General features: G+C 39.2%; 14 protein-coding genes. 4 read left to right on the forward strand and 10 right to left on the reverse strand.

The features are described 5' to 3' along the window. The first annotated feature begins 15 nt into the window (after nucleotides 1-15). From BGO42_RS16205 to BGO42_RS16220, 4 genes are read left to right on the forward strand one after another with little or no spacing between them, the layout of a single operon-like run. Nucleotides 16-1,377: an exonuclease domain-containing protein gene (locus BGO42_RS16205; protein ID WP_273243676.1), complete on the forward strand. Its 1,362-nt coding sequence runs from the start codon at nucleotides 16-18 to the stop codon at nucleotides 1,375-1,377. Nucleotides 1,378-1,390: 13 nt separating this feature from the next. Continuing rightward, nucleotides 1,391-2,230, forward strand: a complete 840-nt coding sequence (locus tag BGO42_RS16210) for an ion transporter (RefSeq protein WP_177735596.1) — start codon at nucleotides 1,391-1,393, stop codon at nucleotides 2,228-2,230. Next, nucleotides 2,223-3,152: a tRNA (adenosine(37)-N6)-dimethylallyltransferase MiaA gene (miaA, locus tag BGO42_RS16215; RefSeq protein WP_273243679.1), complete on the forward strand. Its 930-nt coding sequence runs from the start codon at nucleotides 2,223-2,225 to the stop codon at nucleotides 3,150-3,152. The genes BGO42_RS16210 and miaA overlap by 8 nt, the downstream gene beginning before the upstream one ends. A gap of 2 nt (nucleotides 3,153-3,154) precedes the next feature. After that, on the forward strand, nucleotides 3,155-3,901 hold the full coding sequence (locus tag BGO42_RS16220; protein ID WP_177735600.1) for an acyl-[acyl-carrier-protein] thioesterase: 747 nt from the start codon (nucleotides 3,155-3,157) through the stop codon (nucleotides 3,899-3,901). Between the two features lie 53 nt (nucleotides 3,902-3,954). Here the strand turns inward: BGO42_RS16220 and BGO42_RS16225 are convergent, their stop codons facing one another. The 10 genes from BGO42_RS16225 to BGO42_RS16270 all read right to left on the reverse strand — a co-directional run bounded on the left by BGO42_RS16225 (nucleotide 3,955) and on the right by BGO42_RS16270 (nucleotide 13,527). Continuing rightward, nucleotides 3,955-4,671, reverse strand: a complete 717-nt coding sequence (locus BGO42_RS16225) for a response regulator transcription factor (RefSeq protein WP_177735602.1) — start codon at nucleotides 4,669-4,671, stop codon at nucleotides 3,955-3,957. A gap of 4 nt (nucleotides 4,672-4,675) precedes the next feature. Beyond that, nucleotides 4,676-6,259 (reverse strand): sensor histidine kinase, encoded by a 1,584-nt coding sequence (locus BGO42_RS16230; protein ID WP_177735604.1) that lies wholly within the window; start codon nucleotides 6,257-6,259, stop codon nucleotides 4,676-4,678. A 71-nt stretch (nucleotides 6,260-6,330) separates the two neighbouring features. Next, nucleotides 6,331-6,915: a dephospho-CoA kinase gene (coaE, locus tag BGO42_RS16235; protein WP_273243683.1), complete on the reverse strand. Its 585-nt coding sequence runs from the start codon at nucleotides 6,913-6,915 to the stop codon at nucleotides 6,331-6,333. A gap of 3 nt (nucleotides 6,916-6,918) precedes the next feature. Then, the gene (locus BGO42_RS16240; protein WP_177735608.1) at nucleotides 6,919-7,917 is read right to left on the reverse strand and encodes a glycosyltransferase family 2 protein; all 999 of its coding nucleotides are present in this window, start codon (nucleotides 7,915-7,917) and stop codon (nucleotides 6,919-6,921) included. 131 nt (nucleotides 7,918-8,048) lie between these two features. After that, entirely contained in the window at nucleotides 8,049-8,876 is an 828-nt protein-coding gene (locus tag BGO42_RS16245; RefSeq protein WP_177735610.1) for an enoyl-ACP reductase FabI, read from the reverse strand. Nucleotides 8,877-8,886: 10 nt separating this feature from the next. After that, nucleotides 8,887-9,411, reverse strand: a complete 525-nt coding sequence (locus tag BGO42_RS16250; RefSeq protein ID WP_177735613.1) for a tetratricopeptide repeat protein — start codon at nucleotides 9,409-9,411, stop codon at nucleotides 8,887-8,889. Nucleotides 9,412-9,422: 11 nt separating this feature from the next. After that, nucleotides 9,423-11,078, reverse strand: a complete 1,656-nt coding sequence (gene recN, locus BGO42_RS16255; RefSeq protein ID WP_273243687.1) for a DNA repair protein RecN — start codon at nucleotides 11,076-11,078, stop codon at nucleotides 9,423-9,425. Between the two features lie 31 nt (nucleotides 11,079-11,109). Beyond that, nucleotides 11,110-11,997 carry a type IX secretion system protein PorD gene (porD, locus tag BGO42_RS16260; protein ID WP_177735617.1) on the reverse strand — a complete coding sequence of 296 codons (888 nt, stop codon included), beginning with the start codon at nucleotides 11,995-11,997 and terminating at the stop codon, nucleotides 11,110-11,112. Next, nucleotides 11,990-13,201 carry a bifunctional phosphopantothenoylcysteine decarboxylase/phosphopantothenate--cysteine ligase CoaBC gene (coaBC, locus tag BGO42_RS16265; RefSeq protein ID WP_273243689.1) on the reverse strand — a complete coding sequence of 404 codons (1,212 nt, stop codon included), beginning with the start codon at nucleotides 13,199-13,201 and terminating at the stop codon, nucleotides 11,990-11,992. Before coaBC ends, porD begins: the two co-directional genes overlap by 8 nt. An 8-nt stretch (nucleotides 13,202-13,209) precedes the next feature. Further along, nucleotides 13,210-13,527: a DNA-directed RNA polymerase subunit omega gene (locus tag BGO42_RS16270; protein ID WP_177735621.1), complete on the reverse strand. Its 318-nt coding sequence runs from the start codon at nucleotides 13,525-13,527 to the stop codon at nucleotides 13,210-13,212. Nucleotides 13,528-13,529 lie beyond the last annotated feature (2 nt).

Here is a 13,529-nt window from a genome sequence, read left to right on the forward strand (position 1 = left end):
AACTAAGAACAGAATTTGTACGCTATATTAGACATAGAGACAACCGGAGGGCAATTTAACGAAGAAGGAATAACGGAAATTGCCATCTATAAATTTGATGGACATGAAGTTGTCGATCAGTTTATCAGCCTTATTAATCCCGAAATACCAATTCAGCCGTTTGTTGTAAAACTTACCGGGATCAATAATGCTATGCTGCGTTCTGCTCCTAAATTTTATGAAGTTGCAAAGCGGATCATTGAAATCACTCAGGATTGCATCATCGTAGCCCATAATGCTTCTTTTGATTACCGCATCCTGCGTACGGAATTCAGACGCCTGGGATATGATTTCAACAGCAATACCATCTGTACCGTTGAATTATCTAAAAAATTAATTCCGGACCAGCCTTCCTATAGTTTAGGAAAACTGGTGCGAAGCCTTGGTATTCCTATTGCCGACAGGCACCGAGCCACCGGAGATGCGATGGCAACCGTTAAGCTTTTTAAAATGCTTTTGGCAAAAGATGTCAAAAAGGAAATTATTACAAGCTTTGTCAAAAAAGAAATAAAAACCGGAATTTCTCCGAAATTACTGGACATCGTGGAAGCGATTCCCGCCAAAACCGGTATCTATTATATTCACCGCGAAGACGGAACCATTATTTATATCGGCAAAAGCAAAAACATCAAAAAACGCGTTAACCAGCACTTTACAGGAACCTCGCGAAAAGCAAAACGAATACAGCAGGAAGTTTTTGCGGTTACTTTTGAAGAAACCGGAAACGAACTGGTTGCGCTGCTAAAAGAAAGCGAGGAAATAAAAGTAAACAAGCCTGTTTACAACAGATCACAGCGAAAAACAATTTTTCCCTGGGCTTTATATGCCGAAAAAAATGAGGAAGGTTATCTGGCCTTACGCCTCGCCAAAGCCGACGGGCGCAAAAAAGAAGTCACTTCTTTTGCTACGCTGGTTGAAGGCAAGAATTTTTTGCATAAAATAACTGCCGAATACCAGTTATGCCAGAAAATAAACGGTTTATACGACACTAAAAAAGGCTGCTTTCAGTACGATATCAAGCAATGCCACGGTGCCTGCATTGGCAAAGAAGCTGCTGCCGATTACAATGTCAGGGTTCAGGATTTCCTGAACAACCACCAGTTCCAGAATCAGAATATGGTTATTGTAGACCGGGGAAGAAGCATTGATGAAAGAAGTGCTATTTTAGTTGAAAACGGGATCTACAAAGGCTATTGCTTTTACGATCTTAACTACCAGATTAACAATATTGACATCCTTAAAAAGATCATTATCCCGATGCAGCACAACAGGGATACCCGGAATATCATTCAGAATTACCTGCGCAAAAAGAAAGTTAGCAAAGTAGTCACCTTTTAAATCCAGTGCGAGTATGAGGGTATTAAAAACCAAATACGACATTTTCAGGCAGAAAACGTATATTGTTATTTACGGTTCCAACACTTTTGGCGGACGTCTTTTTGACTTAGCACTTTTGGGTGTGATTTTGTTGAGCGTCCTTTTGGTCATGCTTGAATCGGTACAGAAACTGGATGCCAAATACCATACTTTTCTCGTGGTTTCGGAATGGATTATTACTGTTTTTTTCAGTATTGAATATGCCCTCCGGATCATTTGCAACAAGCGTCCCTTAAAATATATTTTCAGTTTTTACGGCCTGGTCGACCTGATTTCCATTTTACCGATGTATTTATCCTTTTTTATTCCGGGATCCAAAATACTATCGGTGGTAAGGGCTTTGCGTTTACTGCGTTTGTTTGGTATTTTAAACCTGGTGCATTTTACCGGACAGGAATCCCAGCTTAAACTGGCCATAAAAGCCAGCCGTACCAAAATTATTGTTTTTATCTATTTTATCCTGGTGGTTTCCATTCTTTTAGGTGCCATCATGTATGTTATTGAAAGTCCGGAAAGCGGTTTTACCAGCATTCCGGTGAGCATTTACTGGTGTGTGGTTACGCTCACGACCGTTGGTTACGGCGATATTGCCCCGGTAACAACCTTAGGGCAGATTATTGCCGCCTTTATCATGATCATGGGTTACGGCATTATTGCGGTTCCTACCGGAATAGTAACGGCCGAGTTTGCCAATGCCAAAAGAAATGCCACCGACACGGAAGGTAAAAAAGTATGTCCTTCCTGTACGACTATAATTTATAATCAAGACTCCCGCTATTGTCATCACTGCGGGGAAAAATTAAGTAATGACTAACTATTTAATCACCATAATCGGTCCGACCGCTATCGGTAAAACCGCTTTGAGCATTACACTCGCAAAGCATTTTAACTGTGAGATCCTTTCCTGCGACAGCCGTCAGTTTTTTAAAGAAATGACCATCGGGACGGCCGTGCCTTCTGCTGAAGAATTAGCGGCAGCACCGCATCATTTTATCCAGAACAAATCGGTATTTGACGACTATACGGTGGGCGATTTCGAAAGGGAAGCCGTTACTTTACTCGATACACTATTCCTGAAGAACAACATCCAGATTATGGTTGGCGGTTCCGGATTATACGTTAATGCCGTTTTAAAAGGCTTTGATGATTTTCCGGACATAGCTCCTTCCGTTCGGGAGAACATCCGGGAAAACTTCGAAAACCACGGCATAACATACCTGCAAAACGAGTTACAGCAACGCGACCCGGACTATTATACCAAAATCCTTCAGGAAAATCCGCAAACCCTGCAAAATCCCCAGCGCATGATGCGTTTTGTGGAAGTTTGCATTGGCAGCGGCAAGACCTATTCTTCTTTCCTGAATCAGAAAAAAAACAGCCGCAATTTCACGCCTATAGTGATTGGCCTGGAAGCCGACAGGGAGCTCATGTATGACCGCATTAACCAAAGAGTTGACCTCATGCTGCAGGCCGGGCTTTTAAAAGAAGCCAAATCGCTTTATGCAAATAAAGCGTTAAACGCTTTACAAACGGTGGGTTATCGCGAATTATTTAGTTACTTTGACGGCGATTTCACATTCGATTTTGCTGTTGAAGAAATAAAAAAGAATACACGCCGTTTCGCAAAACGTCAGATGACCTGGTTCAAACGGACGGAAAATGCAAAATGGTTTGATTTTAAAGCTTCGCCCGAAAACATTATCGATTATGTGAAGCAGCAAATTCAAAATTCATAATCATGCCAATAGCACCCGATTTTACTTCCGTTTATGAACACGAATGGGAGATCAACTTTACCCAATGTACTCCATACGGGCTTCTGAAATATGTAGACCTTTGTAACATACTGCAGCTAACCGCCGCCGAGCATTCCATTCATGGCGGATTGAGTTTTAACGACATGCAGGAACACGATCAGGCCTGGGTTTTAAGCCGGATCCGCGTGGAAATAACCGATACTTTACCCAAATGGATGGACAAGGTAATCGTAAAAACATGGATTGAAGATTTACAGGGCTCCCGCTCTATCCGTAATATTGAAATGTACCTGAATGGTAAAAAAATAGCCGGTGCCACCACCTATTGGGCTGTTTTTAATACCAAACTGAGAAAAGCGGAAGCGCTGGCTTTACCGCACGAGCATTTTGAAAAATATCCCGACCGCCACGCTACCGAACACAGCTTTTCACGGATTAACGTGACCCGGGAAGCCGAAAAAGTGACCAACCGGACCATTGTACTCTCCGATCTGGATATCGTTAATCACGTAAACAATGTGAAATACCTGGAATGGTGCCTTGACACCCTGGATGCCAGACAGGTCTTGAAACAGGGCCTCAAAAGTTTTGAAATGAATTTTCTGAGAGAGCTCAATTTAAACGATCAGGTAACGATTCACCGGGATCAGGAAGCAGATCAGACATATTTTTCGGTTACCAAAGACAATAAAGTAAGTTTTGCTTTATTGCTGGACTGGAAAGCATAAAAATATAAAAAGCTCCTTTACAGGAGCTTTTTTGTTTCAGAGTAGATAGGGTGTTATTCTGCAACTTTATTTTTGATTACCAAACGGAAACCTTCACCGTGGATGTTCAGAATCTCAACATCTTCGTCCTGTTTCAGGTATTTACGCAATTTGGCGATATAAACGTCCATACTTCTTGAGGTAAAGTAATTGTCGTCTCTCCAGATTTTTGTTAGTGCTAACTCTCTTGGCATTAAGTCATTTTCATGCAAAGCAAGCATTTTAAGCAATTCATTCTCTTTTGGAGATAATTTGATCGGCTCCTCATTCTGGAAAGATAAGAAACGTAATTTTGAGTTCAAATGGAATTTACCGATGATAAATTCAAACTTCGTATTATCTGTTTTAACTTCCGATGCTTTACGCTGGATAATTGCTTTGATTTTCATCAGCAATACTTCCGAATCAAAAGGTTTGTTCAAATAATCATCTGCTCCTACTTTGTATCCTTTTAACACATCCTCTTTCATGGATTTTGCCGTTAAAAAGATAATAGGCACTTCTTTATTTTTTTCGCGGATTTCTCTCGCTAGTGTATAACCATCTTTGTAAGGCATCATCACATCAAGAATGCATAAATCGAAATTATCTTTCTTGAATTTTTCGAAACCTTCCATACCATTTTTGGCTAAAGTAACTTCAAAATCGTTTATTAAAAGGTAATCTTTGAGCACTGCTCCAAAATTGGGGTCATCTTCTACTAAAAGAATTTTTTTGTTAGTCGTATCCATATCATTAATTTATTAGTGGCATTTTAATTATAAAGGTACTTCCTTTACCTTTTTCGCTTTCTACAAATATCTGACCGTTATGGTCTTCAATAATCCTTTTCACATAGGCTAATCCCAGCCCGTGTCCTTTCACATTATGTAAATCGCCTGTGTGCTCGCGGTAGAATTTTTCAAAAATTCTCTTTTGAGCGACTTTACTCATCCCGGCGCCGTTGTCTTTTATTTTAATCAACACAAAATCTTTTACGTTTTCTGTTGTAACATCGATTATCGGTGCCTCAGGCGAATATTTAATCGCATTGTCCAGTATGTTAACCATTACATTCGTAAAGTGAACATCGTTCAGCAGTATTGTTGTCCGTTTTGCATTCAGGTGTTCTTTAATAACACCGCCACGGTCTTCAACAATCAGGTTAACATGCTCGATAGCATCTTCAATTATAGTATGAACGTCTGTTGGCTCTTTACTGATCTCCAACTCTCTTTTTTCTAATTTCGAAATACGCAGTACGTTTTCAACCTGGGCATGCATTCTTTTATTCTCATCCCTGATCATTTGCAGGTATCGCTGTACTTTTTCTTTGTCGTCTATGATTTTTGGGTTTTTAATCGCATCCAAAGCAAGGTTAATCGTTGCAATGGGTGTTTTAAACTCATGGGTCATGTTGTTGATAAAATCGGTTTTAATTTCCGAAATCTGCTTTTGTTTGATCAACTGGTTCAGGGCACTAAAATAGGCCACGATGATAACCAGTGTAAAAATGATGGACAGTGAGGTAATTCCGACCAGTGACGAGAAAAGAAACTTGTTCTTTTGAGGAAAGCTCAGCAAAAGCTGATATTTGCTCTGTCCTTCGTTATCCGGGAAAACCGGAATACTGTAGGTTGAATTTTTATCGTAATTAAAATTCTCCGATTTCACTTTTGTAGCCAGCATATTGCTGTAAATCCCGAACTCAAAAGGCGTGTTCACCCCATATTGATTCAATTCATTGCGAAGCATCAGCTGCAGTTTATCTTTCGATACCCGCTCCTGAATGGGTTTCAGTCCGACGATATCCTTGAAATAGATCTCAAACTGTGCTTTGTCCAGAATGTCCAGATTCCCTTCTTTTTCAATCGTAACATCCGGCATCGGTGCTTTTTGAAAAGAAGAATTATCCACTACATTTCCATTGTAAATTTCTGTCTTTCGTTTCGCTACAAAACTTTTCAGCGAAACGGAATCCGATTTTTTATCAAAGAACGAACGATTTAAATTATAATCTTCTAAAACGATAGTATTCGAATAAATGATCTGTTCATTTGTTTTCGGGTCGCGTTTTACATAGAAATACTCTAACAAATCGCTTTGTCTCGGTACCTTACCGATACTATCCTTTAATTTATTGAACTTTTCATAGAACTCAAAATACTCCTGTTGCTGTAGTTTGTTAGCTACGCTACCGATAACTTGTTGTACGTGATACTTAAACTGTTCTTCATTATTTTTATAAGAAGTATTTATCCAGAATAATTGTACTAATATGATTCCTACCAGCGATAGGCTCATCAATATTATCAATAAGAGGAATCTCGTTTTATTCATCAAAACAAAATTAACATTTTAACATTTATTGCTTAAAAACATTAACCAAAGATTAACATCTTGACCTGTTTTTAAATTTTATTCAATTCTTTAAGAATTTTATCGACATCTTTCTTAGCAGTGGCCAAATCGGTGTTTACAACTATATAATCGCTCAAAACGGCTTTATCTTCGTCTTTCCACTGGTTTTTCATCCGGTCCAGCACCTGTTCTTTTGTCACGCCGTCCCTGCTCATAACACGCTCAATTCTAACCACTTCCGGAGCGGTAACCAGTATAATTTTATCGCATTTTTTATAGCCGCCACTTTCAAAAAGAATCGCAACTTCTTTAACAATATAACGGTGTTTTTCGTTGTTTTTTAACCAAATACCAAAATTTTCATTAACCGCAGGATGAATAATTTCATTCAGTTTTTTTAATAAATTGGGCGCAGAAAAAACCAGATCCGCAATTTTTTTGCGATTTAATTTTCCATTCTCAATAACATTCACTTCAAAAATTTCCTGAACTTTATGTATAATTTCGGGCAATTCCATAATTTTCCTTGCCTCATCATCAGCGATATATACCGGAATTCCCTGAGCAGCGATATAAGCCGCTATGGTCGATTTACCACTTCCGATACCTCCTGTAAGTCCAATTATCTTTGTCATCGTTTACTTTTTAAAGAATAATTCAGGAAATGCTTTTTCCGGTTGCTGTTTTAGCAAAATAACTTTAAAAAATGACTTAAAATAGCCCATTCCGTACCCATAAAACTGGATAAAAAAGGCAATAACGGACAAAAATCCTATTTTTAAACTGGCATTTTCAATGATTCCTGACAAAAACAGTATGGCAATATAAAGCACATAAAACTGAAACAATACCGGTATTCCAAACGCATATAATCCCAAAGCAACCAAAAAGCCCAGGCAAAACAAAGACGGAAACCAAAAGGTTATTTTCCGGTACTTCGGATACCAGGAATCCAGTATGGGCCTTGCTTTTCCAAATTTATTGACCTGTTTATAGAACTTTGACCAGTCGATTCTTCTTTTATGATATACATACGAATCTTTAAACAGTTTGGTTTGAAAACCCATTTCCCATAAGCGTATGGACAAATCCGGGTCTTCTCCGGGATGAATGTTCCCAAAACCGCCGGAAGCTTCAAATGCTTTTTTAGAAAGCCCCATATTAAAGCTGCGCGGCTGAAATTTGCCTATTTTTTCAGATCCGCCGCGAACGCCTCCCGTAGTAAGGAAAGAGGTCATTGTAAAATTAATTGCTTTCTGAATATCGGAAAAAGAGTCCAGCGCATTGTCCGGACCTCCGAAACAGTCCACATAGTTTCGTTCCAGATTCTCAGCAACTGAAGTTACGTAATTTTCCGGCAAAATGCAATCGGAATCCAAAATAATAAAATACTGTCCGATAGCTTTCCGCATTCCGTAGTTCCTGGAATCACCGGGACCGGAATTCGGCTTGTTATAATAGGAGAGAAACAGTTTCCCTTTATAGGCATTCACAATGTGCTCGCAGGGTATTGTAGAACCGTCTTCTACAACCACAACTTCAAAATCTTCGCGATAGTTTTGTTCTGTTAAGCTTTTAAGCAGCTCTTCAATTTCATCAGGCCTGTTGTAAACAGGAATTATAAATGAAAAATACATGGGTTCCTTTTTTTAACAAAGATAAACTTTATAAAAATAAAAAAACCACCTCAAATAAGGTGGTTTTCCCGAAACAGAAGATTCTGTCTTTATGATATTATTCAGCGGCTTAAAAAGCCGTTAAAGAAGTTTTACTGCTCTTTTTCCAATCCTTCTTCAAAAGCTTCCATTACTCCCTGACTTACTCCCATGTTAGAGAAACCTCCGTCATGTAATAGGTTTTGTAATGTTACTTTGCGGGTTAAATCGGAGAACATCATTACCGTATAGTTTGCACAGTCTAAAGCGGTAGCGTTTCCAAGCGGAGACATTTTATCGGCAAAAGCGATAAAACCGCCAAAACCTTTTACGCCTTGTCCGGCAGTTGTAGGTGTCGGAGACTGGGAAATCGTGTTTACCCTTACTTTTTTATCTTTTCCGAAGAAGTATCCGAAACTACGGGCAATCGACTCTAAATATGCTTTATTATCGGCCATATCGTTATAATCCGGAAATACACGTTGTGCTGCCATATACGTCAGCGCTACGATACTTCCCCATTCGCTCATGGCATCTTTTTTATACAACACCTGCATTACTTTATGAAAAGAAACCGCAGACACGTCCCATCCTTTATGGGTATAGTCATAATTCTGGTTTGTATAGTGATTTCCTTTTCTAACATTCACCGACATTCCGATTGAATGCAAAACAAAATCAATTTTACCGCCAAGGATTTCCACCGCTTTATCTACTAAATTCTCTAAATCTTCAATAGAAGTAGCATCGGCAGGAATGATCTGAGAACCTGTTTTTTCAGCCAGTTGGTTAATGGTACCCATACGCATAGCGATCGGAGCATTTGATAAAACAAAAGTTCCGCCTTCTTCATGTACACGTTCCGCTGTTTTCCAAGCAATTGAATTTTCATCTAAAGCTCCAAAAATGATTCCTCTTTTTCCTTTTAATAAATTATACATAGCTATGTTTTTAAATAAATTTCAATTTTAATTTTTCAAAAATAGTCATTTTATCTTTCACCCTATTCATATTCATCTTCATATTCTCTATAAATTGCGCTCCAAAGCCGTAGGACATGGCTTTTTTATAAAACTCATAGGATCTGATAAAATTAAATTCCATTTCGTAAATCCTTCCCAATTCGCTGTAATAAGAAGCCCCGTCTGCATTTTCCAGATGCTTCAGCGTTTCGTCAATATGCTCTTTTGCTTCCTCCAGCCTGCGCAGGTCTACCAAAAGATAAGCATAGTTCAGATAGGACGCCGGGTATTTAGGGTCAAACCGCATCGCCAGCTTATAATGATAAATTCCTTTTTCATAATTGCTCAGCTTGGTATAATAGATCCACCCTAAGTGGTTGTGTGCTTTTCCAAAATCCGGATATTGCGTCAGAATTTCTTCAAGAATTTCTTTTGCCTCCGAAACATTCCCGTCAGATATCAAAGCATCAGCCCTGATAAACTGGTTTTCATAATAACTGATATTCTCTTCCAAAACAATTCTTTTTATTCAATTAATAATGATTTTGCATGGTTAAGAGCCGAATCGGATATATCTTTTCCAGACAGCATTTCTGCGATCTCTACAATTCGCTCTTCATTCCCTAACAATTTTAATTCCGAAACAGTGTTTTCACCCTGAGTGGATTTAAACACTTTATAGTGCTGGTTTCCTTTCGCGGCAATCTGCGGTAAATGGGTAATGGCAAAAACCTGCATCTGCTTGCTCATTTTCTTCATGATATCGCCCATTTTATGAGCAATTTCACCCGAAACTCCGGTGTCGATCTCATCAAAGATAATCGTTGGCAGTTTGGTATAATTTGCCAGAATGGCTTTTACAGCAAGCATAATACGGGACATTTCCCCTCCGGAAGCTACTTTTTTCAGCAAACCGAAGCTGGTTCCCTTATTGGCCGAAAACAGTAATTGTACTTCGTCTTTCCCGGACAGCAAATAGGTGTCCGTTTGTTTTATTTCAAATTCAAAACGGGCATTCGGCATTCCCAATTCTGATAATATTGCGATAATTTTTTCAATCAGTACCGGAGCAGCCTGCTTTCTGCTTTCTGAGATCGCAGCAGCTTTGGCATCTAAAACCACGATGGTTGCTTCCAGTTCTTTTTCGAGCGAATGAATCAATGCTTCCAGATCGTCTGCAAAAACAGCTTTATTGTCCAGGTCATTCTGAATGACCAGCAATTCTTCCACCGTACCCACCTGGTGCTTCTTTTGAAGCGAATAGATCAGCTGTAGTTTCTGATTTACCAGTTCCAGCTGTTCCGGATCACTCATCAGGGTTTCGGCATGTTTGCGTATTTCATCCGATACGTCATCAAATTCAATCAGCACACTGGATACGCGGTCAAACAATTCCTGGTATTCTGCCGATAATCCGGCGATTTTTTGAAGGGACGCCTTAATCTCTTTCAGATTTTGCGTAACCCCAATTTGTTCCTCATCGGCTACAGCCAATGATTTATCCAGCGATTCTTTGATGAACTCAACATTATTGAGTTTTTCAAATACCGCTTCATATTCCTGCTGTTCGCCTTCTTTTAAATTGGCTGCCAAAAGTTCCTCCAGTAAAAAACTATTGTAATCCTGTTCTTTTACCAGGGCTTCTTTTTCTGACTGCAGTTTCTTCAGTTTTGATTTTACGGCTTTATATGTAGACAGGCTGCTTTTGTATTCCTGCAACAGCGGCTGTTGTCCTGCAATAGCATCCAGAATTTGTATCTGGTATTCTTCATTGGACAATTCCTGCGTTTGATGCTGCGAATGGATATCCAGCAAAAAATCGCCCAGCTGCTGCAATTCCTGCAGGTTTACCGGACTGTCATTTACAAAAGCTCGTGATTTTCCGGAAGGAAGGATTTCCCTGCGGATAATGGTCGTATCTTCATAGTCCAGATCGTTTTCCTCAAAAAACGGCTGGAGCGCATAGGCTTTGATTTCAAAATGCGCTTCGATAATGCATTTTTGTTCTTTGTCTTTTAGCGACGTTAAATCGGCACGTCTGCCCAGCACCAAACCCAATGCTCCCAACAATATTGATTTTCCGGCTCCGGTTTCTCCTGTAATGATTGAAAACTCATTGGAAAAACGGATATCTAATTGTTCAATCAGAGCAAAATTTTTAATCGATAAAGATGCTAACATAATTTGTGCGTAGATTTATTAAAACACAAATTTAGTATTTTATATTACTCCATTTAGAAGAATTTAACGGAGATATTCTATTTAATCTGTCTACTAACGGAACGATGTCCACATTCGGTCCACCGGAGTAAACACTAACGATTTCATCTACTTTGGCATCAAAGAAAACACGGGTCAGAAAAGCATTCGGACGCACATCGTGTACCTTGGAAAGCGTTTCTATAGAAGACGCAATCTTTTCTTTGGCTGTTTTTAAGTTTTCCGCCATTCGATCCATTCCCTGGAAATGGTACTGATACATCGCTTCACGAAACGGTGTATAGGTATTGGAAAGCATATCGTTAATGAGGTAATAACGGTTATTTCTTTTTTCCGATTGTATCCAGCCGTCAAAACCGCTTGACTGTGCTACATTCGCAATAGCCGAAGCGACTTCAAGGTATTTTGTTCCTCCTAAATTCTGGTAGGTATCCCCATCCAGACCGATAATGATGTTCGCATAAAAAGCTAAAACGGAAATCAGGTTCGAATCAAAACTATTGGGATTGAAATACATGTTTTCAAATTCCACATAACGGAATTTAAAGTCCTTATCATTGAAGTTTAAAACCGGTGAGGAATAGGTTGAATTGTATATCGGGCGCGAAGACTGCACCTGAACGGTTGCATCAAAATTGTTGGATTCAAACGAGTTAACCGTTATAAAGACCACACAATTGATTTTTTCATTGTTTTTAAACGTCTTGGTCGTCCATTTGGTATTGTTCATAAATTCCGTAACGGACTTTTCCAGTGTTTTAAAGATCTGCGGATTAACGTTCGTAATCTGGCTGTAATTTACATTTACGCTACAATTAAGTTCCTGAGCAAAGCTGTTTATTGATAAAAAAGTAAGTAAAAGTAAAATCCAATTACGCATGATAATGAGCTATTATTTTGTTGACAATATCCTGAGCGACGGCTTCTTTCGATTTGAGTTCCATCGGCTCCACTAAAAAGTTCTTATCAATAAATGTAACCTTATTGGTGGGCTTTCCAAAACCGGCACCGGAATCATTTAATGAGTTTAAAACTATCAAATCTAAGTTTTTTTTCTGAATTTTTTGCTTTGCATGCTCAATTTCATTCTCCGTTTCCAGTGCAAATCCAATTAAAAACTGTCTGGTCTTGATTTCTCCTAAAGAAGCCAGTATATCTTTTGTTTTTTCCAGTTCAATAGAGAACGCAGCTTCATTCTTTTTTATTTTCTGGCTGGCTACATTTTTCGGACGGTAATCGGCTACGGCTGCTGCCGAAACGGCCACATCTACCGCATTAAAATACCGGTGACAGGCATCATACATTTCCTGAGCCGATGTTACTCTTTCCAGTTGCACCAGAGGATGTTTCAGGTCCAGATGCGTCGGACCGGATACCAATATTACTTCCGCGCCCAGATTGGCAGCGGCTTTGGCAATATCATAGCCCATTTTGCCGGAAGAGTGATTCCCGATAAAACGTACCGGATCGATCGCTTCATAAGTGGGTCCTGCCGTAACCAGAACTTTTTTTCCCCGCAAGGGCAGTTTGCTTTCCAGATCCCGTTCTAAAAATGCCACGATATTTTCAGGTTCCGCCATTCTTCCTTCGCCGGAAAGTCCGCTCGCCAATTCGCCGTTTTCCGCCGGAATGATCGTATCGCCAAACTCTTTTAAAACATGAAAGTTTGCCAGTGTGGAAGCGTGTTTGTACATATCCAGATCCATTGCCGGAGCAAAGTAAACAGGACATTTCGCAGAAAGATAGGTTGCTAAAAGTAAATTATCGCTGTTGCCGCTCACCATTTTAGAAAGGGTGTTGGCTGTAGCCGGTGCAATAATCATTAAATCGGCCCAAAGGGCTAAATCGACATGATTATTCCAAAGGGCATTCTCATCTTCTTCATTAAAAAAAGAGGAATAGACCGGATTTTTAGAGAGTGTTGATAATGTTAAGGGCGTAACAAAATCTTTAGAAGCAGGTGTCATGATTACCTGAACCTGAGCACCTGCTTTTATAAGAAGTCTAACTAATGTGGCCGTTTTATACGCGGCAATTCCACCAGAAACACCCAGTATTATTTTTTTACCGCTTAAAACAGACATTGTTTGTATTATTTATTTGAATCTCTATAATAGATTTTTCCTTCTAACCACTCTTGTACTGCTAAAGCATGTGGTTTAGGTAGTTTTTCGTAGAATTTAGAAACTTCGATTTGTTCTTTATTCTCAAAAATTTCCTCAAGACTATCATTGTAAGTCGCGAACTCATCAAGCTTGTCAATCAATTCCTTTTTAATTTCAGAGTTGATTTGATTTGCTCTTTTTGCCATAATAGTTATTGCTTCATACACGTTTCCTGTCGGCTCTTCTATCGTACTCTTATTGTAGGTAATCGTGTTTACTGGAGCAGTAGTCTTCTTTAAATCCATGA

This window comes from Flavobacterium sp. 40-81, assembly GCF_001898245.1.
GTDB lineage: Bacteria > Bacteroidota > Bacteroidia > Flavobacteriales > Flavobacteriaceae > Flavobacterium > Flavobacterium inviolabile.